At 68.5% G+C, this 19,221-nt stretch carries 27 protein-coding genes; 3 read left to right on the top strand and 24 right to left on the bottom strand.

Features of this window, described 5'->3' with window-relative positions; translation table 11 throughout:
- Window positions 1-35: 35 nt before the first annotated feature.
- The 15 genes from GGQ59_RS10845 to GGQ59_RS10775 all read right to left on the bottom strand — a co-directional run bounded on the left by GGQ59_RS10845 (window position 36) and on the right by GGQ59_RS10775 (window position 11,718).
- Window positions 36-1,205, bottom strand: coding sequence for a bifunctional 2-methylcitrate synthase/citrate synthase (locus tag GGQ59_RS10845; protein WP_183818449.1), 1,170 nt, complete (start codon window positions 1,203-1,205; stop codon window positions 36-38).
- Window positions 1,206-1,217: 12 nt separating this feature from the next.
- Window positions 1,218-2,129: a methylisocitrate lyase gene (prpB, locus tag GGQ59_RS10840; protein ID WP_183818447.1), complete on the bottom strand. Its 912-nt coding sequence runs from the start codon at window positions 2,127-2,129 to the stop codon at window positions 1,218-1,220.
- Entirely contained in the window at window positions 2,129-3,661 is a 1,533-nt protein-coding gene (locus tag GGQ59_RS10835; RefSeq protein ID WP_183818445.1) for an MmgE/PrpD family protein, read from the bottom strand. The genes prpB and GGQ59_RS10835 overlap by 1 nt, the downstream gene beginning before the upstream one ends.
- A 98-nt stretch (window positions 3,662-3,759) precedes the next feature.
- Window positions 3,760-4,830 carry an EscU/YscU/HrcU family type III secretion system export apparatus switch protein gene (locus tag GGQ59_RS10830; protein WP_183818444.1) on the bottom strand — a complete coding sequence of 357 codons (1,071 nt, stop codon included), beginning with the start codon at window positions 4,828-4,830 and terminating at the stop codon, window positions 3,760-3,762.
- Entirely contained in the window at window positions 4,831-5,574 is a 744-nt protein-coding gene (locus GGQ59_RS10825) for a flagellar biosynthetic protein FliR (protein ID WP_183818441.1), read from the bottom strand.
- Window positions 5,571-7,643: a flagellar biosynthesis protein FlhA gene (locus tag GGQ59_RS10820; RefSeq protein ID WP_183818439.1), complete on the bottom strand. Its 2,073-nt coding sequence runs from the start codon at window positions 7,641-7,643 to the stop codon at window positions 5,571-5,573. Before GGQ59_RS10820 ends, GGQ59_RS10825 begins: the two co-directional genes overlap by 4 nt.
- Window positions 7,644-7,656: 13 nt before the next feature.
- Window positions 7,657-7,923, bottom strand: coding sequence for a flagellar biosynthetic protein FliQ (locus GGQ59_RS10815; RefSeq protein WP_221400994.1), 267 nt, complete (start codon window positions 7,921-7,923; stop codon window positions 7,657-7,659).
- Entirely contained in the window at window positions 7,923-8,213 is a 291-nt protein-coding gene (gene fliE / locus GGQ59_RS10810; protein WP_183818437.1) for a flagellar hook-basal body complex protein FliE, read from the bottom strand. The genes GGQ59_RS10815 and fliE overlap by 1 nt, the downstream gene beginning before the upstream one ends.
- Window positions 8,214-8,597, bottom strand: a complete 384-nt coding sequence (locus tag GGQ59_RS10805) for a flagellar basal body rod C-terminal domain-containing protein (protein WP_183818435.1) — start codon at window positions 8,595-8,597, stop codon at window positions 8,214-8,216.
- A complete protein-coding gene (locus tag GGQ59_RS10800; protein ID WP_183818433.1) occupies window positions 8,597-8,935 on the bottom strand; it encodes a hypothetical protein in 339 nt (112 codons plus the stop codon). Before GGQ59_RS10800 ends, GGQ59_RS10805 begins: the two co-directional genes overlap by 1 nt.
- Window positions 8,936-9,014: 79 nt before the next feature.
- Entirely contained in the window at window positions 9,015-9,443 is a 429-nt protein-coding gene (locus GGQ59_RS10795) for a flagellar biosynthesis repressor FlbT (protein ID WP_183818431.1), read from the bottom strand.
- Window position 9,444: 1 nt separating this feature from the next.
- Window positions 9,445-9,810, bottom strand: coding sequence for a flagellar biosynthesis regulator FlaF (locus GGQ59_RS10790; RefSeq protein WP_183818429.1), 366 nt, complete (start codon window positions 9,808-9,810; stop codon window positions 9,445-9,447).
- A 55-nt stretch (window positions 9,811-9,865) separates the two neighbouring features.
- The gene (locus GGQ59_RS10785) at window positions 9,866-11,074 is read right to left on the bottom strand and encodes a flagellin (protein WP_183818427.1); all 1,209 of its coding nucleotides are present in this window, start codon (window positions 11,072-11,074) and stop codon (window positions 9,866-9,868) included.
- 123 nt (window positions 11,075-11,197) lie between these two features.
- Window positions 11,198-11,527, bottom strand: coding sequence for a hypothetical protein (locus tag GGQ59_RS10780; protein WP_183818425.1), 330 nt, complete (start codon window positions 11,525-11,527; stop codon window positions 11,198-11,200).
- Window positions 11,524-11,718, bottom strand: a complete 195-nt coding sequence (locus GGQ59_RS10775) for a rod-binding protein (protein ID WP_183818423.1) — start codon at window positions 11,716-11,718, stop codon at window positions 11,524-11,526. Before GGQ59_RS10775 ends, GGQ59_RS10780 begins: the two co-directional genes overlap by 4 nt.
- 202 nt (window positions 11,719-11,920) lie before the next feature.
- On the opposite strand from GGQ59_RS10775, the gene GGQ59_RS10770 reads away from it, so the two are divergent.
- Window positions 11,921-13,102, top strand: a complete 1,182-nt coding sequence (locus GGQ59_RS10770) for a flagellar hook-length control protein FliK (protein WP_183818421.1) — start codon at window positions 11,921-11,923, stop codon at window positions 13,100-13,102.
- 10 nt (window positions 13,103-13,112) lie between these two features.
- Complete coding sequence (locus tag GGQ59_RS10765; RefSeq protein WP_183818419.1) at window positions 13,113-13,376, top strand: flagellar hook assembly protein FlgD; 264 nt, start codon at window positions 13,113-13,115, stop codon at window positions 13,374-13,376.
- A gap of 19 nt (window positions 13,377-13,395) precedes the next feature.
- On the opposite strand, the gene GGQ59_RS10760 is transcribed toward GGQ59_RS10765, so the two are convergent.
- The 7 genes from GGQ59_RS10760 to GGQ59_RS10730 form a co-directional block, all read right to left on the bottom strand.
- Window positions 13,396-13,860, bottom strand: coding sequence for a flagellar basal body-associated FliL family protein (locus tag GGQ59_RS10760; RefSeq protein ID WP_183818417.1), 465 nt, complete (start codon window positions 13,858-13,860; stop codon window positions 13,396-13,398).
- A complete protein-coding gene (locus GGQ59_RS10755; protein WP_183818415.1) occupies window positions 13,860-14,546 on the bottom strand; it encodes a flagellar basal body L-ring protein FlgH in 687 nt (228 codons plus the stop codon). The genes GGQ59_RS10760 and GGQ59_RS10755 overlap by 1 nt, the downstream gene beginning before the upstream one ends.
- On the bottom strand, window positions 14,543-14,911 hold the full coding sequence (gene flgA / locus GGQ59_RS10750; RefSeq protein WP_183818413.1) for a flagellar basal body P-ring formation chaperone FlgA: 369 nt from the start codon (window positions 14,909-14,911) through the stop codon (window positions 14,543-14,545). The genes GGQ59_RS10755 and flgA overlap by 4 nt, the downstream gene beginning before the upstream one ends.
- A complete protein-coding gene (gene flgG, locus GGQ59_RS10745) occupies window positions 14,911-15,696 on the bottom strand; it encodes a flagellar basal-body rod protein FlgG (RefSeq protein WP_183818411.1) in 786 nt (261 codons plus the stop codon). Before flgG ends, flgA begins: the two co-directional genes overlap by 1 nt.
- Window positions 15,697-15,700: 4 nt before the next feature.
- Complete coding sequence (locus tag GGQ59_RS10740; protein ID WP_183818409.1) at window positions 15,701-16,411, bottom strand: flagellar hook-basal body complex protein; 711 nt, start codon at window positions 16,409-16,411, stop codon at window positions 15,701-15,703.
- The gene (gene motA, locus GGQ59_RS10735) at window positions 16,408-17,265 is read right to left on the bottom strand and encodes a flagellar motor stator protein MotA (protein ID WP_183818407.1); all 858 of its coding nucleotides are present in this window, start codon (window positions 17,263-17,265) and stop codon (window positions 16,408-16,410) included. Before motA ends, GGQ59_RS10740 begins: the two co-directional genes overlap by 4 nt.
- 61 nt (window positions 17,266-17,326) lie before the next feature.
- The gene (locus tag GGQ59_RS10730) at window positions 17,327-17,545 is read right to left on the bottom strand and encodes a hypothetical protein (RefSeq protein WP_183818405.1); all 219 of its coding nucleotides are present in this window, start codon (window positions 17,543-17,545) and stop codon (window positions 17,327-17,329) included.
- A 240-nt stretch (window positions 17,546-17,785) separates the two neighbouring features.
- Here GGQ59_RS10730 and GGQ59_RS10725 point away from each other — a divergent pair, with 240 nt between their 5' ends.
- Window positions 17,786-18,205, top strand: coding sequence for a helix-turn-helix domain-containing protein (locus GGQ59_RS10725; RefSeq protein ID WP_221400993.1), 420 nt, complete (start codon window positions 17,786-17,788; stop codon window positions 18,203-18,205).
- Between the two features lie 8 nt (window positions 18,206-18,213).
- Here GGQ59_RS10725 and GGQ59_RS15470 read toward each other — a convergent pair whose 3' ends face one another.
- Entirely contained in the window at window positions 18,214-18,645 is a 432-nt protein-coding gene (locus tag GGQ59_RS15470; protein WP_183818403.1) for a magnesium transporter MgtE N-terminal domain-containing protein, read from the bottom strand.
- Window positions 18,642-19,217, bottom strand: coding sequence for a hypothetical protein (locus GGQ59_RS10715; protein ID WP_183818401.1), 576 nt, complete (start codon window positions 19,215-19,217; stop codon window positions 18,642-18,644). Before GGQ59_RS10715 ends, GGQ59_RS15470 begins: the two co-directional genes overlap by 4 nt.
- Between the last annotated feature and the right edge of the window lie 4 nt (window positions 19,218-19,221).

Here is a 19,221-nt window from a genome sequence, read left to right as displayed (position 1 = left end):
CGAGAAGGGGGCGGCTTCGGCCGCCCCCTTTTTTGTCAGCCGCGGTCGCCCATCGGCACATAGGCGCGCTGCGCCGATCCCGTGTAGTGCGACAGCGGACGGATCAGCTTGTTGTGGCCGAGCTGCTCGACGATGTGCGCCGTCCAGCCCGTGATCCGTGCCATGACGAAGAGCGGCGTGAACATCGGGATCGGGAAGCCCATCAGGTAGTAGGCGGGCCCTGCGGGGAAGTCGAGGTTGGGGTAGATCCCCTTCTCCGACACCATGGTGTCGTCGAGGATGCGCGACATCTCCCAATAGGTCCGCGCTTCCTCGGTGTCCGTGACGTCCACCATCCGCTTGAACGCGTCCGTCATGGTCGGCACGCGGCTGTCGCCCGAGCGGTAGACGCGGTGGCCGAAGCCCATGATCTTGCGCTTCTCGCGGAGCGCGGTCAGCATCCAATCGCGGGCGCGGTCCGGCGAACCGACCTCCTTCAGCATGTCCATCACCGCCTCGTTCGCCCCGCCGTGAAGCGGCCCCTTGAGCGCCCCGATGGCGCCGGTGACGGCGGAGTAGAGGTCCGAGGTCGTCGACGCGATCACCCTCGCGGTGAAGGTCGAGGCGTTGAAGCTGTGCTCGGCGTAAAGCGTCATCGACACGTCGAAGGCTTCGACGACCTGAGGTGCCGGCACCTCGCCGAAGCACATGTGGAAGAAGTTCTCAGACCACGGCAAGGACGCGTCCGGCGCGATGGCCGGCTTGCCTTCGCGGTGGCGATAGTCGGCCGCGATCATCTCCGGGATGTTCGCGAAGAGGCGCAGCGAGAGCCGCTGCAACGCCTCGGCGTCGAAGCCCGCCTCGCTCATGCCGGAGCCGAGGTTGGCTTCCGCATCCTCCTGCCCCGCGAAGGACACGGAGGTGCGAAGCGTGTCCATCGGATGGGCGTGCGCCGAGTAGCGCTCGATCACCCCGCGCAGCGCCGGGGAGAGGCCGCGCGCGGCGCGCTCCTCCGCCTCGAACGCTTCGAGCTGCGTCTTCGTCGGCAGCTCGCCGTTCCAGATCAGGTAGGCGGTCTCCTCGAACCGGCCCTGCGTCGCCAAGTCCTGTACGGCGTAGCCGCGATAGGTCAGCGAGTTCGTCTCGGGCACCACCTTGGAGACGGCCGTGTCGTCGGCGAGCACGCCTGCGAGGCCGTAGCGGACCTCTTCGTTCGTATCGGTCATCCGTGTTCCTTCCTACTCGGTCGGCGTATCGCCGACCTCGAAGTTGAAGAGGTCCTGGTCGAAGCGGCTGTACTCCTCGTAGCGGAGGAGGTCGTAGAGGTCGCGACGGTGCTGCATCCGGTCCAAGATGCCGTTCTGGTCGCCGACCTCCTTGATGTGGTCGAGGCCGCGCAGCGCCTCGCCCATGGCGAGCCGGAGGGTCGTGACGGGGTAGATGACGACGTTGAAGCCGAGGTCGGTCAGCTCCTGCTTCGTCAGCAGGCGGGACTTCCCGAACTCCGTCATGTTGGCGAGCATCGGCACGCCCAACTCCCGGCGGACGCGCTCGAACTCGCGCTCGTCCTTCATCGCCTCGGGGAAGAGCATGTCCGCGCCCGCGTCGACATAGGCCTTCATCCGGTCGATGGCCTGGTCGAGGCCCTCCACCGCCCGCGCGTCGCAGCGCGCGATGAGGACGAAGTCGGGATCGAGGCGCCCGTCCGCCGCGGCACGGATGCGCTGGACCATGGTGGCGGTGTCCACCACCTCCTTGCCGTCGAGATGGCCGCAGCGCTTCGGCATGACCTGGTCCTCGATGTGGCAGCCCGCGAGGCCCGCCTCCTCGACGAGGCGGACCGTCCGCGCCGCGCTCATCGGCTCGCCGAAGCCCGTGTCGATGTCCATGAAGGCGGGAAGGTCCGTCACCCGCGCGGTCTGCTGGCCGCGCCGAATGAACTCTTCCTGGTTCGCGATGCCGATGTCGGGCAGGCACAGGTCCGCCGCGATCACGGCGCCCGAGACGTAGACGCCGTCGAAGCCTTTGCGCTCGATCGCCTGCGCGCAGAGCGGGTTGAAGGCGCCGGGGAACTGATGAAGCCCCCCGTCGCCGAGCATGTGGCGGAACGCCTTGCGCTTCTGGTTCGCGGTCTTGCTCGTGAACAGCATCAGAAGATCCCTCTCAAAGCGTTCTCGGTCAGATAGCCTTCCGGCGCGACCGGGTTGAGCGCCAGCACCTCTTCGGCCGAGAGGTCCGGCAGGCGCTGGACGAGGTCCAGGAACCGGGCCGCTTCGGCCTCTTCCAGTATGCCCTCGGTCAGCGTGCGGAACTTGCCGACATAGTCCTCGCGCACGAAAGGCGAGGCCCCGTCGGGGTGGGCGTTGGCCAGGGCGATCTCGTCCTCGATCGTCCCGCCGTCCTTCATCGTCACGACGACGCGCGCGCCGAAGGCTTTCTCCTTCGGGTCGCTCGCGTGGTAGCGGCGCGTCCACTCGGGATCCTCGGTCGTCTCGATCTTGTGCCAGAGGCGGACCGTGTCGTCCCTGCGGGCCCGCTCCGGCGCGTAGGAGCGCTCGTGGTGCCACTCGCCGTCCTGAAGCGCGACGGCGAAGATGTACATGATCGAGTGGTCGAGCGTCTCGCGCGACGCGTTCGGGTCTCTCTTCTGCGGGTCGCCCGCGCCGGTGCCGATGACGTAGTGGGTGTGATGCGAGGTATGCAGAACGATCCGTTCGACCGCATCGAAGTCCTCGATCCGCTTGCCCATCCGGAAGGCGAGGTCGATCAGCGCCTGGCTCTGATACTCGGCCGAGTGCTCCTTGGTGTAGGTCTCGAGGATCGCGCGCTTGGCCTCGCCGGGCGCGGGCAGCGGCACGCGGTAGGTCGGAGCGTAGGGGCTTTCCCCCCGGTCGCGGGCGGTCCTGCCGTTCAGGATCCAGGAGATCACCGAGTCCTCGCCCTCGTAGATCGGGCTCGGCGCCCCCTCCCCCCGCATGGCGCGGTCGACGGCCTCGATCGCGGCCTTGCCCGCATAGGCGGGCGCGAAGGCCTTCCACGAGCTGATCTCGCCCTTGCGCGACTGACGTGTCGTGACGGTCGTGTGCAGCGCCTGCTGGATCGCCTGGAAGGTGATTTCGGGATCGAGGTCCAGAAGCGTGCCGAGCCCCGCCGAGGCGGACGGGCCGATATGGGCGATGTGGTCGATCTTGTGCTCGTGCAGGCAGATCGATTTGACGAGGTTCACCTGCACTTCGTAGCCCGTCGCGATGGCGCGGACGAGCGCGCGGCCGTCCCGGCCCGCCTGCTGCGCGACGGCCAGGATCGGCGGGATGTTGTCGCCGGGGTGAGAGTAGTCGGCCGCCAGGAACGTGTCATGGAAGTCGAGCTCGCGCACCGCCGTGCCGTTGGCCCAGGCCGCCCACTCCGCGCCGACGCGCAAGCCGGCGGGCGCGCCGAACAGCGTCGCGCCGCCTTGCCGCGAATGCGCCTTCGCCTGCGCGCGGGCGGTCTTGATCGGCCCGCGGTTGAGCGAGGCGATGGCGACGGCGGCGTTGTCGATGATGCGGTTGACGATCATCTCGGCGGTGTCCGCCTCGACCTCGACAGGGTCGGCGGCCAGCGCCGCCAGCTTCCAGGCGAGCTGCTCTTCGCGAGGAAGGTCGTCCTTCGACGGGTGGGCGCGGACTTCGTGTTCGATCATGGGGCTCCCTCTTTTTCTCCTCCTTTACGGCGGATGGCGGGGGGGCGGCAGGGGCAGGATCGTGCGAAGACACACGGCGCGGCGCGAGGCCGTCGCGCCTAGCGCTTCTTCTGTGCCTTCACCCGGTCGGCGAAGCGGATCGCGGCGGCGACCGCCGCGAAGTGCTCGCGCTTGATCGGCGCGCCGACCTCGACGGTGGCGTGAAGCGCGCGGGCGCAGGAGACGTCGCGGTGGATCGGCACGCCCGCCGCCTCCGCCCGGCGCCGGATGGCGAGCGCCATGCCGTCCACGCCCTTGGCGACGCAGCGCGGCACGTCCCCGCCCTTGCGGTCCCAGCTGAGGGCGACGGCGTAGTGCTCGGGGTTGACGATGACGACGTCGGACTTCGGGACCTCGGCGAGCTGCGCCATCCCGGCGATCTCCTGCGCCTTTCGCTGCCGGGCGCGCTTTTGCTCGGGGTCGCCTTCGGACTCCTTCGCCTCGTCCTTCACCTCCTGCCGGGTCATGCGCAGCTTCTTGGTGTGCCGCGCGTGCTTCATGGGCAGGTCGATGGCCGCGGCGCCGAGCGACAGGAGGACCGCGATCAGGAGCATGCCGGTCAGGAGCGTGCCGATCTCGATCGGCAGGACGCCCGGCGCGCCGCCCGTGCGGGACAGGATGCGCGGCAAGGCCGTGACGGCGAAGCCGACGCCGGCGCCTGCGAAGACGAGCATCTTTATGCCCGACTTCGCGAACTCGGCGAGGCCTGCGGGGCCGAACTTCTTCTTCGCGTTCCCCATGGGCGAGAGCCGCTTGAGGTCGGGCTTGATCTTGGACGGCGCGAAGACGATCGCCTGCTGCGCGATCAGCGAGACGAGGGTCAGGAAGAGCGGGGCCACGAGGACGGCGATGACGGCGAGCGCGGGCTTGCCGATGACGGCGAGCGGCGTGCCGCCCGTCATCAGGAACTCGGACGCGGCGTCGGGCCGGGCGAGGATGCCGCCGAGCGCGCGGGCACAGAGAAGCGCGAGCGTGCCCCCGCTCGCCGACAGGACGATGAGGAGGCCCGCGTAGCGCGCCAGGGTCTGCACCTCGGGCGAGGAGGGAACGTCCCCCTTCTCGCGCGCCTTGCGCAGGCGCTCGACGGACGGCGCAAAGGCCTTGTCGTCGTTCTCCGCGCCTTCCGCCACCTACCAGAACCCTAAGGGTGCTTCGTCCATGGCGCCGAGCCAGGCGGTCATCATCGCGCCGAGGCACAAGGACAAGAGGAAGAGGCCGGCGAGGACGTTGGCGGGCACGCCGACGAAGGTGACCATCATCTGCGGCATGGCCTGGTTTATGAGGCCGAGGACCACGTTGTAGAGAAAACCGATGAGGACGAAGGGAAGCGCGATCGAGACCGACAGGGCGAAGGCGTCCGCCGTCCGGCTCATCGCCCACTCTCCCAACCCGTCCGTCGCGGGCACCCCGCCGAGCGGGAAGACGGCGTAGCTGTCCGCGAGCAGGCGCACGGCCTGAACGTGCAGGTCGAGCGTCACGAAGAGCGCCGCCCCGACGAGGGTCAGCAAGGTGGAGACGGCGGGCGTCGCCTCCTCGGTGACGGCCGCCCCGAGGATCTGCGACAGGTTGATCGCCTGCGCAATGATCACGCCCGCGATCGTCAGGGCATGGATCATCACGCGGAAGGAGAAGCCGAGGCCGAAGCCGATCAAGGCCTCGCCCGCGATCAGGACGAGGATCGGCGTGTCGGCGCGGGCCGCCGAGGCCGGCAGGACGACCGGCAGGATCGCCCCCATCAGCGCCAGCGCCGTGATGAGGCGCACCCGGACGGGCACGGCGCGCTCGCCGATCCCGGGCAGCAGGAACATCATCAGCGAGAGCCGCGTGAAGACGGCGAGCGCCGCGATGACGAAGGCGCCGAGAACGCCGGTCACGCGACGGCCAGCATGGCGGGCTTGCTGCCCGGCCCGATCTCCTCGAAGGCGAGAACGGGGTTCTTGAGACCCCGGCTCCTGAGCACGTCGCGAACGATGCGCCGGCGGCGGGCCGTGACCGCGACGGCGGCGTAGGCCCCGCCCGCGGCGGCCTTGTTGAGCGCCGTCTGAATGTCCTCGCCGAGACCCTTGACGTCGGCGGCGGTCAGGGCGCCGCCCTCGGGCGTGAGGCGTTCCTTGAACGTCTCTTCCCAACGCGGAGAGAGCTGCACGAGGGGCAAGGAGCCGTCCGGCGCCCGGTAGCCCTCGATGAAGGTGAACGCGATCTGGCGCCTGACGGCCTCGACGAGGTCTTCGGGGTTCTGGCATCGCGGCTGGTGCTCCACGATGGCGTCGAGGAGGAGCGGAATGTTCCGGACGCTGATCCGCTCGGCGAGGAGCCCGCGCATGACCCATTGCAGCGTCTCGGGCGCGACCTTCTCGGGCATGAACTCGTCGAGAAGGCGCTTGTTCGCCGCGGCGCGCTCCTGATCGGTGAGGTCGGTAAAGGCGCCGAGCGACTCGCGCAGGGCGCGGCGGGTCATCAAGCGCTCGAAACCGTTCTGGACGGCCTCCAACAGGTGGGTCGTCAGCACCTCGACGGGCTCGATGACGGTGATGCCTTCGTCCGAGAGCTGCTCGCCCGACGGCGCCGACACCCAACGGGCCTCCGCGCCGTAGACCGGCTCCTTGACCAAGCTTCCTTGGATGTCAGGCCGTTCGTTGTGCTTCACGAGGGCGAGGACGCTGCCCGGTTCGAGCTTGTCCGTGCCCGCCACCGCGCCCTGAACGACGATGCGGTAGGTGCCCGGCCCGAAGCTGCCGTCCGTCACGCGGATGGGCGGCATGACGAAGCCGTAGCGCGTGATGACGAAGTCGCGCAGCTTCTCGATGCGCTTGTCGAGCCCGTCCTCGCCGCGACTGACGAGGGCGCTGAGCGAACGGTCGAGCTCCAGGTGGATCTCGTCGAGGTCGAGGCTGTCGCCGGGTTTCGGCTTGGCCGGCGCGGTCTCGACCTTCGGCGCTTCGGCCTTCGGCTTCGAGAGCGTCTTCTGCGCGGCGTAGGCCGCGTAGCCGAGCCCCCCCGCGCCGAGCATGAAGGGAACGAAGGGCAGGCCCGGCAGGAAGGCGAAGACCGCCATGAGGACGCCGACCGTGCCGAGCGCGAGCGGGCGCGCGGTGAACTGACGGATGAGGGCCGCATCGACGCTGCCTTCGCCCCTGCCCTTGGACAGGAGGAGCGCGGCGGCGATCGAGATGATGACGGCGGGGATCTGGCTGACGAGGCCGTCGCCGACCGTCAGGATCGAGTAGTTCTGGATCGCCTCGACAAGGCTGATCTTGTGGACGACGAGCCCCATGATCAGGCCCGCGACGATGTTGAGGAGCGTGATCAGGAGGCCGGCGACCGCGTCGCCTTTGACGAACTTCGAGACGCCGTCGAGGGAGCCGAGGAACGCGGTCTCTTCTTGTTGAAGATCGCGCAGGCGCCGCGCCTCTTCGTGGCTGATCGCGCCGGCCGCGACCTCGGCGTCGATCGCCAGCTGCTTGCCAGGCATGGCGTCGAGCGCGAAGCGGGCGCCGACCTCGGCCATCCTTCCTGCGCCCTTCGTGATCACGAGGAAGTTCACGATGATCAGAACGCAGAAGACGATGAGGCCGAGGAACAGGTTCCCCCCCATCACGAACATCGCGAAGCCTTCGATCACCCCGCCCGCCGCGGCCGTTCCCGTGTGCCCCTCGCCGATGATCAGCTTGGTCGAGGAGATGTTGAGCGCGAGGCGCAGAAGGAGCGCGATCAGGAGGACGCTCGGGAAGGAGGAGAAGTCGAGCGGCTTCTCGATGAAGAGCGCGATGGTGAAGATCAGGATCGCGAAGGCGAAGCTCGCCGTCAGCCCGATGTCGAGCAGGATCGGCGGCACGGGCAGGATCATCATCACGATGATGACCATGAGACCCAGGGTGAGCAGCACCGTAGGCTGACGCAGAACGTCGAGCCGGAGGGGAGAGGCCGCCGCCGTCGCGCTCATTCGGCCCGCATCCTTACGGTGCGATCACCGGCAGGACGGCCGTGTCGAAGAGGCGCATGCACAGACCGACCATGAAGCTCGCCGTCAGGCAGAAGACGAGCAGCATCGCGGCGCCCTTGGGCACGAAGGTCAGGGTCATCTCCTGAACCGAGGTCAGCGCCTGGAGAAGGCCCACGACGACGCCCGCGACGAGGGCCGTCAACAGAAGGGGCGCCGCCATCATCGCGGCCGTCAGCATGGCCTGGCGGGCGAGGTCGATGATCTGCGCGTCGCTCAGCATCAGACCGGCATCCGCAGGATTTCCTGATACGCCTCGACGACGCGGTCGCGGATCGTGACGGCGGCGTCGAGCGCCAGCTCGGCCTGCGCCATCGCCTCGACCACGGCCTGCGCCGTCCCCTCGCCCTTGGCGAGCTGCGCGACGGCTTCGTCGGCCTGATCGAAGACCTGCGCGAAGCTCTCGGCGGCCTGCTTCGCGGCGGGCTCGGCGCTTTGCGTCTTGGCGGGGGCGGCCGGCTTGCCGATCTGGGCGTAGCCGTTGAGGGCGCCGAGGGCGGAAAGGTCTGACATCTATCGCCTCAGAAGTCGGATGAGGTTGGAGTAGGTTTCGCGGGCCTGACGGAAGGCCTCGAGGTTGGCTTCGAAGCTGCGCTTGGCTTCGCGGGCGTCGGTCACTTCGACCAGCATGTCGACATTGCTCATCTCGACGTAGCCGTCCGGGTCCGCGAGCGGATGGCCGGGGTCGAGCACGCGGTTGAGCGACTTCTGGTCGAGGCTGAGCGCAGCGACCGACACCGCAGCGTCGCCCTGCCCCGCTTCGAAGGTCAAAAGCTTGCGGTGGTAGCCGGGCGTGTCGACGTTGGAGAGGTTCTCGTGGACCGTCCGGAGGCGGAGGCTCTGCGCACCCATGCCGTCGGCGGCGGCGCGCATGGCGGCGGTGATGGGATCGACCATTAGCGGCCCCGCCCGAGAACGGTGCGGTAGAGGCTCAGCGCCTGGTCCCAGACGCCGAGCGCCAGGTCGTGCTCGCCCCGCGCTTGCGAAAGCGCCATGACCTGCGCTTCGAGCGAGACGGAGTTGCCGTTCGGATCGGAGGCCGCGGTCTTGTCGATCGAAACCTGCGGCGTGGCGCGCCCCGCCCGGTAAGCCTCGGCGAAGCTTTCAGCCGCACGAGCCTTGTAGCCTGGCGTGTCCGCCTGCGCGATGTTGGTCGCCGCGACCCGCTGCGCCTCGGTGGCATGGGTCGCCATCGCGCGTGCGATGTCGAGCATGCCGAGCTTGGATCCGATCATTCCGCCCCGCCTGCCGGGCCGGGCCCGGCGTTAACGTCGCGGTCAGAATGCTTACGATCGGTTGAACATATGGTTAACGTTACCGCGAGGCGATGGCCTTACGTTCTTCCGAATCGCAGCCCAGCATCTCGTCCTCGACCGTGAAGAGCGGCTTCAGCGCCATCAGCACGCCGTGAAAACGGCCCGCCGAGGCGAAGGCGGCGGCACGGTCGACGTCCTCGATGTGCGGCGTTCCGGCGAACACATCGGCCAGAGCGGCGAGCTGCACCTCCAGGGCGGCTTTTCCATCCTCCGGCGAGCACTCGTTCGCGAGGATCAGCTGCGCGGCGTAGTAGGCACGGCGCACCGGCGTCTTCACCGCGTTCGGGTGCAGCGCATCGGACAGCCTGAGGACGAAGGTCCCCTCATCCATGACCGTGATGGCGGAGCGCTTCGGGCCGTTCTCGACGAGGCAGCCGCCGACCAGGAAGCGTTCGTTTGGACGGAGGGTGAGGGTCAGTCGTCCCATTCTAGGCCGCCTTTTCTCGAGTGGGAGCCGCAAGCCCGGCCGCGACCTGGCGATTGATGTCAGCGAGAACCTTCGCGTCGGCGCTCTCGCTCAAGACCCCGTTCGAGTGGCGGAGCACGAAGCCCGCCAGGCTGAGGAGGGATCCTCTGATCTCGGGAGGAAGGGCGTTCTGAGGGCTGGAGAGGTCGGTCGCGAGCGTCGTCCAGAGCTGTACGTTGCGGTGAACCGCGTCGGCGAGGGCCGTAAAGGGTTGTTCGTCCCGTCCCAGCTGGCCTGCGAGCTCGAGAAGGAGCGCACGCTCCGCGCCGCGGGGGGAGAGAGTCTGCCGGCGGGCCTGCGCGTAGCCAGCCTGGGCGTCTGAGTACATCGGGTCGTCCAATCAGGAGAGAGGCCGGCGCGCTGACGCGCGCCGGCCAGTTGGATCAGCGGAACAGCGACAGGATCGACTGCGGCGCCTGGTTGGCGATCGACAGCGACTGAAGGCCGAGCTGCTGCTGGACCTGGAGCGCCTGGAGGCGGGCCGAGGCCTCTTCCAGGTTCGCGTCGGTCAGAGCCGACACGCCGATCTCCAGCGAGTCGATCAGCGAACCGATGAAGTCGTTCTGGATGTCGACCCGCTTCTGCGCGGAGCCGAAGCCAGCCGAGGCGTCGATCGCCGTGTTCAGCATCGTCTCGATCGAGGTCAGCGCCGCAGCGGCACCTTCGGTCGTCGTGACGTCGATGTCGGCGAGGCCCGAGAGGCCGCCCGCAGCGGTACCGCCGGTCTTGGCCGTCGCGCTGTAAGCGGAGGTGGCCGCACCGCTGTTGGTGACCGTCAGGACCGTATCGTCGCCAGACGTCGAGATCGCGAGCGCCACGTCGGCGGAGAAGCCGGCGTCCGCTTCCGCGGCGGTCTTCAGCGCCGAAGCGACGTCAGCCGCCGTGTCGCCCGCCGAGGCGGTGTACTCTACAGTGACGCCGCCCGCCGTCAGGCTGAACAGATCACCCGCCGCGAGGTCGCCGCCCGTGAAGGTCAGCGTAGCGGTGGTCGGCGTGCCGGAGCCGTCTGCCAGCGTGCCGGACCCGGAGTCCGTCACGAAGCCCGCCTCGCCGCTCGCGATGTTCGTCGTCGAAGCGACGCCGGCCGTCTCCGTCAGGTCGACGCGGTTCACGGCGATCTTGTCCGCCGTCACGTTGTTGCTCGCATCGCGGTTCAGCGAGGAGAGGAGCGAGACCGAGTCGCCGCCCTTCAGAAGGTTCAGGCCGTTGAACTGCGCAGCATCGACGGTGTCGGCGATCTGGTTACGGAGCGCCGTGATGTCGGTCTGGATCTTCGTCCGGTCGACGTTCTCTTCCGCCGCGGACACGATCAGGCTCTTCATCTCCTTGAGGAGGCCGGTCACGGTCTCGGAGGCCGAACGCGCGACGCCCACGGTCGCGGCGCCCAGATTGAGGCTGTCCGTGATCGTCTTGAACGCAGCGACGTCCGATTCCATCGTCGTGGAGATCGCCCACACGGCGGCGTTGTCGCGGGCCGTGTTGATCTTGCGGCCGGTCGAGATCTGGCTCTGAACCGTCTGCAGGCTCTTGTTGATGTTCTGCAGCGTGTCGAGCGCGACCATCGCGCTCTGGTTGGTATTGATGCTCGTCATGAGATCCTGCCCATTCACTCAAACTGACGAGTCCGTCCTTCTGACGAAACCGGGGTCGACCCCGGCGCAACATCTCTGAAGTTGCCCCGAGGAAGCCTTACCGCGCCATGCGATAATATTCGCTTAAACGCGCGTCCCTCTTTCCACTGCCTGATCCGTATGCGTGAGACGGCCGCCCGCCGCCGTGTAACCGACCGTGCGCGCGCGCTGTTGCAGGGATCCGAGCCGGTCGGAGGCCGAACGGCAGGCCGTCAGGGCCAGGCCGAGGAGGCGATGGTTCTCCTCCACCGCGCTGCGCACGGCGTCGAGGCTGTTCGCATCGGCCCCGCGCGTCTCGAGCACCGTGGCGAGGCGGGCCTTCTCTTCCTGGTAGGCGGGCAGCGTGTCGAGGCGGCCACCGAGCAGCGCCGCCTTCTCTTCCGCCAGCAGCGTCAGGAGCGCCTTCGCGGTCACAGCGTGGCGTCCGTCGAGGCCGTGTCGTCCTGCCGGGCCGCAAGCTCCGCGTAGAACCTGTCGGCCAGGCCGATGCCGCCGTCCTGCGCCATCTGGTCCGCGACCGCCTCGAGCAGGAAGCTGGAGAAGGCGTCGCCCTCTCCCGTTCCTTGCGCGCCGAAGGCTTCGGCGACGCCCGCATGTTTCAGCATCTCCGCGAGGAAGGCCGACTCCAGCTGCTCGGCCTTCTCGCGCAGCGGCGACGCGCCGGCAGGCGACGGCGTGGCGACTGCACTGATGCTTGGTATAGGTATGATCGCCTCCTGCGTTGCAAGAGACGTAACGAGACGCGTGTAAAGGGTCGGTAAACCCTGTTGGACGATAGTCCCTCAAGACTCACCTGCCGCCGGGACCATGCCGAGCCTTCTTCTTCCTCTCACGACGACCAATGCCGGCGCTGCGCCCCCCGAGGGTCAGGCGATCAAAGGGGACGCGCCCTCGGCAGCGGAGTTCGCCGCCATTTTGGGCGGTTCGGAGGGCGGCCTTCTGTCCCTGGCGACGGCACCCGCCACCCGGACCATCGAAACGGGCGTGGTAGACGGACCGTTGAAGACAGAGGAGGCGTCGGCGGACGCCCTCGTCCCGACCGACGCTTCGCAGACCCTCTCGGTCATCCTTCCGCAGGCGAACGCAGCGGCTTCGGGCGAGACGAGCGATTCTGAGGCGTTGGTCGCGGACGCAGCCGAGGCCGCGGAGGCCCGGAGCCTTCCTTCTCTTCCGGGCGGAAGGAGCGCGCCGGTCCCAGTGCCGGTAGCGGGTGGCCGCCAGGCGGTCAGCCCGGCGGGCGAACCGGCCGAGAGCCCCACCCCTGCCGCGACCGCAGGAACGGCCGAACCCATCGCGGCGGTCGGATCGAGCGAACCCGACCAGCCGTCCGGCCTTCTGGATATCGAGAGACCCGCGCCCTCGCGCGCGAACCGCGACGCCGCAGCCTCGGCGGAAGCGGAGCTGGCGCACCCATCGGCGGACCGGTCCGCCTCGGCCACGCAGAAGCCGGCAGACCTTTCCATGGCCGGGCCGAGCGCCCTGCCCGAGGGCTCGAGGGTTCCCCTCGGCACCGAACCGATGAACGCCCCGCCGACCCAGACGAGCGGCGTCGGCAACGCCTCCGCGCCCTCGCGGCTCGAGACCCAGGCCGCGCCTGCGCCCGGCGAACCGGCCATGCAGGTCCTCGACGCCGTTCGCCTGCGAAGCGACGAGCGGTCCGTCACGGTGCGGCTCGACCCCCCCGACCTCGGTCGCGTCCAGATCGAGTTCGACTTCCACAAGCGCGGTGCCGTTACCGCCCTCGTCTCGACCGACAACCCCGATACCGGCGCGCTGCTGCGGCGGCACGCGGACTGGCTTCAGCGCGAGTTGACCGCCGCCGGGCTCGGCGACGCGACGTTGAGCTGGGGTCAGGCCTCGCAAGGCGGCGGCGATGATGCCGACCGCCAGCGGATGAGCCAGCTCGCTTTCCACGTTCACGATCTGCCGGCGGCGCCGGCGGCCGCCCGCCCCGCTCCCGCGAGCGGCCGGATCGATCTCAGGCTGTAGGAGCTACCCCATGTCCGTCAACGCCGTCACCGCCGCCATGAGCCAAGGCGCCGATACACCCGCCGCTCAGTCGGCACCCAAAGCCGACTTCGACGCCTTCCTCACCATGCTGACGGCGCAGGTCCGGCATCAGGATCCGCTGGCGCCGCTCGACTCGACGCAGTTCGTCGAGCAGCTGGCGACGTTCTCGTCCGTCGAGCAGCAGGTCGAGACGAACAAGCACCTCGAAGCGATCGCCGAGATGCTGTCTCTCGCCCTTCAAGATCAGGTCTGACGCCGGTCAGCGCCGGCCGTCAGCGTTCCTGTCGAGCATAGTCGAGGATCAGAACGCTGACGACCGTGTCGCCCAGCGTGAGCTTCGCTTCCTCGGTCAGGCGATCCCGGACCGCGTCGTAGGTCTCGATGTTGCTGATGTCGCCGGTGAAGTAGCCTTCGTTGGAAAGGCCGAGCAGGGCCCGCATCAAGCCGTCGCGTACCTTCGGCTCGCGTGCGAGGTAGTCCTTGGCCGCACCCGCATCCATCTCGATCGAAAGGTCGATCATGACGAGCGACGTGATCTTCTCCTCCGACACGACGGGCACGATGAAGGGACGCTTGAACTTGAAGTAGCCGGCCTGCTTCGGCGCTTCGGCGTGGTGGACGTCGACCTTCGCCTCTTCGCCATGCGCCTTCGGCTTCTTCGTCATCGTCATCATCGCGCCCGCCCCGCCCCCGAGGACGGCGATGAGGACGATCAGGGCGGGAAGAAGCTTCTTCATCAGAACGGCACCAGGATGTCGAGGAGACGCGAGCCGACCTTCGGCTTGGTCGTACCGGCGACCTGTCCGTGGCCGGAGTAGACGATGTCGGCGCTCGCGATCTTCTCGTGGCTGATCGTGTTGTCGCGCGTGATGTCCTCGGGGCGCACGACGCCGCTGACCTTGAGGTCGCGGGTTTCCGCGTTGACGCGGATGCGTTGGGTGCCCTCGATGACGAGGTGGCCGTTCGGCAGCTGGTCGACGACGACCGCTGCGAGTTCCAGCGTCACCTTTTCCTGGCGGGCGATGCTGCCCGACCCTTGAGCGGCCTTGCTGCGCGACAAGGCGACCGCAGGGTCTACGCGAGCGCCCAGGGGCAGGACGCCGTTCGCCCACTCCGGCAGGCCGAAGAGCGCGTTGACGGAGAAGTCCTCCTCGTTGGTGCGCGTCGCATCCATGCTGTTCTGCATCTCGGCCTCGTCGTCGACCGAGACGATGACGGTGAGGATGTCGCCGACCTCGCGCGCGCGCCTGTTGCCGAAGAGGCTCTGGGGATCCTGGTTCCACAGGCTCGCGGTCGCGGGGGGCTTTCCGTAGTTGCGGGTCGCGACCTGCGGCAGCGGCTCTTCTACGGGGTAGTCCGGCCTCGAAGCGCAGGCGACGAGGACGAAGGCGAGGACGAAGGCGAGGACGAGGATGCGCTTCATGGGCGCACCTCGACGAGGCCCGAGGCGAGGACCGTGCCGCTGACGACCCGGCGGGTCGCCGTGTTCATCACGCTGATCTCCTCGCCTTCGCCGCCCGCGCCGAGGGCGCGACCTTCGGCTTCGAGGCGCATCGCGCCCTTCCTGGCGACGAGGGTGACGAGGGCGTTGCGCTGGACGAGGTCGGGCATCTTCGTGTCGCCGAGCACGACTTCGCGGCCTTCGAACACCGTGCGCGTCAACTGTCGCCCGACGAGCGCGCAGGGTGCCTGGCACCCCGATACGTGCGACGCCTCGATGACCGTTCCGGCGGGCAGGCGGCTCTCCGCGAGCACGGCGCCCGACATCAGAAGAACCAGCGCGATCATTATCTTATCCTCGTCGCGGCGGCGTACATCTCGTCGGCGGCGGTGAGGACCTTGGAGTTGAGCTCGTAGCCGCGCTGCGCCTCGATGAGGTCGGCGATCTCGGAGACGACGTCGACGCCCGACTCCTCGAGGTAGCCTTGGCGGATGAAGCCGTTGCCGTCGAGGCCGGGCGGCGCCGGGTTCGGATCGCCAGAGGCCTCGGTCGCGCGGTACAGGTTGCTGCCGAGCGCCTCGAGGCCGCGTTCGTTGACGAAGGACGACAGCGTGATCACGCCGATCGATTGGGGCGGCGTGCCGTCCGTGAACTCCGCCATCACCTCGCCGTCCGGCGTGATCGTCAGCTTCCGGGCTTCGCGCGGCACCGTGATCCCGTCCGCGAGCGGAAAGCCCGACGAGGTGACGACCTGACCGTCGGCGCTGACTTCGAACTTGCCGTCGCGCGTGAAGGCCTGCTCGCCGGAGGGCAGCTCGACCTCGAAGAACCCTCGGCCCTCGATCGCGAGGTCGAGGTCGCCGCCGCTCGCGCGAAGACCGCCCTGCCCGATGTCCATCGCGATGGCGGCCGTCCTGACGCCGAGGCCGAGCTGTACGCCCGCCGGCACGATCGTTCCCGTACGCGACGAAAGCGCGCCGGGCGTCACGTCCTGCCGATAGATGAGGTCCGCGAACACGGCCGAGCGCGGCGCGTAGGCCGTGGTCGACATGTTCGAGATGTTGTTCGCGATCACGTCCACCCGCGTCTGCTGGGCGGCCATGCCGGTGGCGGCGGTGCGAAGGGCGTCCATGGCTCTACTCCTGCCTGATCGCGGCGATCAGGGCGCTGAGGCGGTCGTGCTCTTGTTGCGAGAGCGTCTGTCCGGCGTCGAAGAGACGCTGCGTGGCGATCATCTCGGCGAAGGCTTCGACGGCCGAGACGTTGGAGCGTTCGAGGAATCCTTGCAGGACCTGCGGCTCCTCGATCAGGTCGTCGCCATTGGGCGCCTGCCAGTGATTGCTTCCCGCACGAACGGGTTCCCCGCGCGGCCTGAAGACGCCGATGTCGGCGTAGGCCTCGCCGTCGATGCTCATCGTGCCGTCGCGCGCGATGGCGACGTCCTTGGCCTCCGGCGGCACCTCGATCGGCGAGCCGCCGCCATCGACGAGGGGGAAGCCGTTGGGATCGACGACCAGACCGTCCACGTCGAGCGTGAAGGCGCCGGCCCGCGTAAGCCGCGGCCCGGCCGGCGTCTGAACCTTGAAGAAGCCCTCGCCGTCGATGGCGAGGTCGAACGTGCCGCCCGTGCCGTCGAGGCCGCCGGGCGTGAAGTCGGTGTCGTGCGCGACCAGGTGGCCCATCGACATGGAGGGCGTACGCCCGGTCCGAGTGACGTGCTCGGCGAAGACCGTGCCTTCCGCCTTGAAGCCTGGCGTGGAGGCGTTGGCGATGTTGTTCGCGGTGACGGAAAGGGCCTTCATGAGGCCCGACTGCCGCGCGAGGCTCGCGATGCTGGCGTCGGTCACGCCGCCTCCTTCAGCGCGGTCTCGAGCTCGGTGAAGCTCGGGCGCAGACCCGAAGGAACGCGGCGGCGTCCGACCTCGACGCAGATGTTGGGCGCGTGGCGGTGAAGGGTGGAGACGAGCACCTCGCGGAACAGCTCGTAGAAGGCGTGCTCCTGCTCGCGCACCGTCCGAACGCGGGCCGCCAGCGGACCGAAGACGCCGTAGGCGAGGAAGACGCCCAGGAACGTGCCGACGAGCGCGCCGCCGATCATCTGTCCGAGGATCTCCGGCGGCTTGTCGATCGAAGCCATGGTCTTGATGACGCCGAGCACGGCCGCGACGATGCCGAGCGCGGGCAGCGCATCGGCGAGCGCGCCGAGCGCATGGGCGCCGTGCAGCCGCTCCTCCTTCAGCTGCTCGAGTTGCTTCTCGAGCAGCTCCTCGACCTGATGCGGGTTGTCGAAGTTCATCATCATGCTGCGGATCGTGTCGCAGATGATCTCGACCGCGACCCCGTCGGATTGGATCCGGGGGTACTTGGAGAAGAGAGCGGAGTTCTTGGGGTCTTCGATGTGCGCTTCGACTTCGACCGGGCTCTCGCGGAAGAGGGCGATGAGCTTGTGCATTAGGCAGAGGGCGTCCTGATAGTCGGCGCGCTTCCACTTCGGCCCCTTGATGACCGCGACGATGTCCCCGCCCGTCTGCTTGATCGCGTGGAAGTCGTTCGCCGCGAGGAAGGCGCCGAGCCCGGCGCCGCCGATCATCGTCATCTCGTAGGGCAGAGAGTGCAGGATGATCGAAAGCTTGCCGCCGGCGAAGGTGTACCCGCCGAAGACCATGACGACCGTGACGGCGAGACCGATGAGGGTAAGCATACGGGAATGGTTACCCGCGTCATTATGTATGAAAGGTTAAGTGCTCGCGCAGCGGGAACGATCAGCCATTGTTCGCCGCGCTGGACGGCCACGGCCTCTCGACCGGCAACGATGGATCGCGGCTCAGTAGGCTGAGGAGATCGCTTCGGGCTTCGGGCGACATCTCCGCGAGGCGACGGCAGAGGCTCGCGAAGACGTGGTCGTCCAGGAAGTATAGGGTTTGGAGCACCAAGGCTTCGTCGCCGCAGCGCTCGATGAGTGCCCTGATCGATGCGTCCATGAGAACCTGCCGTCCCAGCTGGGCAGTCAGAGAGCGCCCGGAAGCGGCGGCATAGCACATCGCGAACGCCTCACTACGCGTTTGCGATACGCTGGCGATGCCGAGGATCGACCGTTTCGGTCCCAGCGACCCGCATCGACCAGGGCGCTCGCGTGTGAGGGGTGCAGCGCTTCAACCTAGGGTTGATCTTCGTGGCCTCGACAAGTAGAGGTAGATCGCCGTTACGAAGGGGCCTCGAGCTTGGCACGTACCGCAACGCCCTGCCCCGCCACGCCGCCCCACGAAGTCGATCTGCGGGTCGGCCAAAACCTGCGCAGTGCGCGCAACATGCGCGGGCTGACGCAAAAGGCGCTCGGTGAGGCGGTCGGCCTGACCCTTCAGCAGATCCAGAAGTACGAGAACGGCTCGAACCGCATCAACGTCTCGCGCCTCCATCAGTTCTCGGAGGTGCTCAAGGTTCCGGTCTCTCACTTCTTCTCCGGCCCGGCGGCGGACCTCTCACCAAGATCCGCTGAGCCTGCGCCCGGCGCAGGCGCCCCCGGCGGGCTTCGCTTCTCTGCGGAGGATTTCGAGCTCTTGACGCTCTTCAAGACCCTTTCGCCGCGGCTGAAGCGGCGAATGATCTGCCTCGTCGAAGAGATGGCCGAGCCGCGCGGTTGACGCGCCGATCAGCTCCCGGGCGCCTCCGGCGCCGACAGGATCGCCACCGCTTGGGGCGTCTCCATCTCGCCGAGGACCGCGCTCGCTCGGCGTTCGGGCAAGCGCGAGAGGATCCGGCTCGCCTCGACGGGCGGCAGGGCCACGAGGATGGCGGCGGCCTGCGCGGTGGGCATCGCGGCGTAGAGCCGCATCAACCGCGCTTCGGCGTCCGCCCCCGGGGCGGCGGGCGCCTCGGCCTCGATGGCCGCCCTCTCCCGCTCGATCAGCAGGCGCTCGCGTTCGAGGGCGTGTAGCGACTCCTCGACATCCGCGACCTCCTCGGAAGCGGACGTTTGAAGGCTCGGCAGGGGAAAGCCGGCGATCAACTCGCCGCCCGTCCGCGCGACCGCCGTCAGCGCGACGAGGAAGGCGAGGCTCGGTAGGATCGCCGTGCTGTTCACTCGCCCCCCGCGGCCCGGCGGGCGAAGGGGTTGGGACGGCTCGGCGCGGCAGGGGCGACCCTGACGACGTTGTCGGCGGGGGCGGCGCGGCTGGGGACCGGGCTGCCCGCCGGTACGGGTGCGCTTCTGGCGCTGCGCGTCCTAGCCTGCCGCTCCGGCTCGTCGTCCTGGGCGTTCTTCAGCACCTGCTCGTTCATCAGCTCGATCAGGACGCGCATGTCGGCGGCCAGCAGCGTCACCTCGGTGCGCGTCGCCTCGATGCGGGCCCTGTTCTCGCGCCAGGTCTCGCGGGCCTGCCGGTCCATCGTCTCGAGGAGGAGGTCGACTTTGGGCTCGCACGCATCGATGCGGCCGAGGAGGCGCTCGAGCCTCTCGGCGGCACCGGCCGTCTTCGCCGTCAGCGTCGTCGTCTCCTGCCGGACGGAACCGGCGGCCTTCGTCATCGCGACCACGGCCGCACCCAGGCCATGCTTGAGGTCGTGCAGCCGGCGCAAGCGGCGGCTCAGGACGGCGCAGTAGATCGCCGTGAACAAGGAGAGGCAGAGAAGGGCGGCGTCGAGAAGGGAGATCATAGCC

The organism is Parvularcula dongshanensis (genome assembly GCF_014199615.1).
Lineage (GTDB): Bacteria > Pseudomonadota > Alphaproteobacteria > Caulobacterales > Parvularculaceae > Parvularcula > Parvularcula dongshanensis.
Note: the sequence above shows the minus strand (reverse complement) of the source record. Positions and strands in the feature narration are given on the sequence as shown.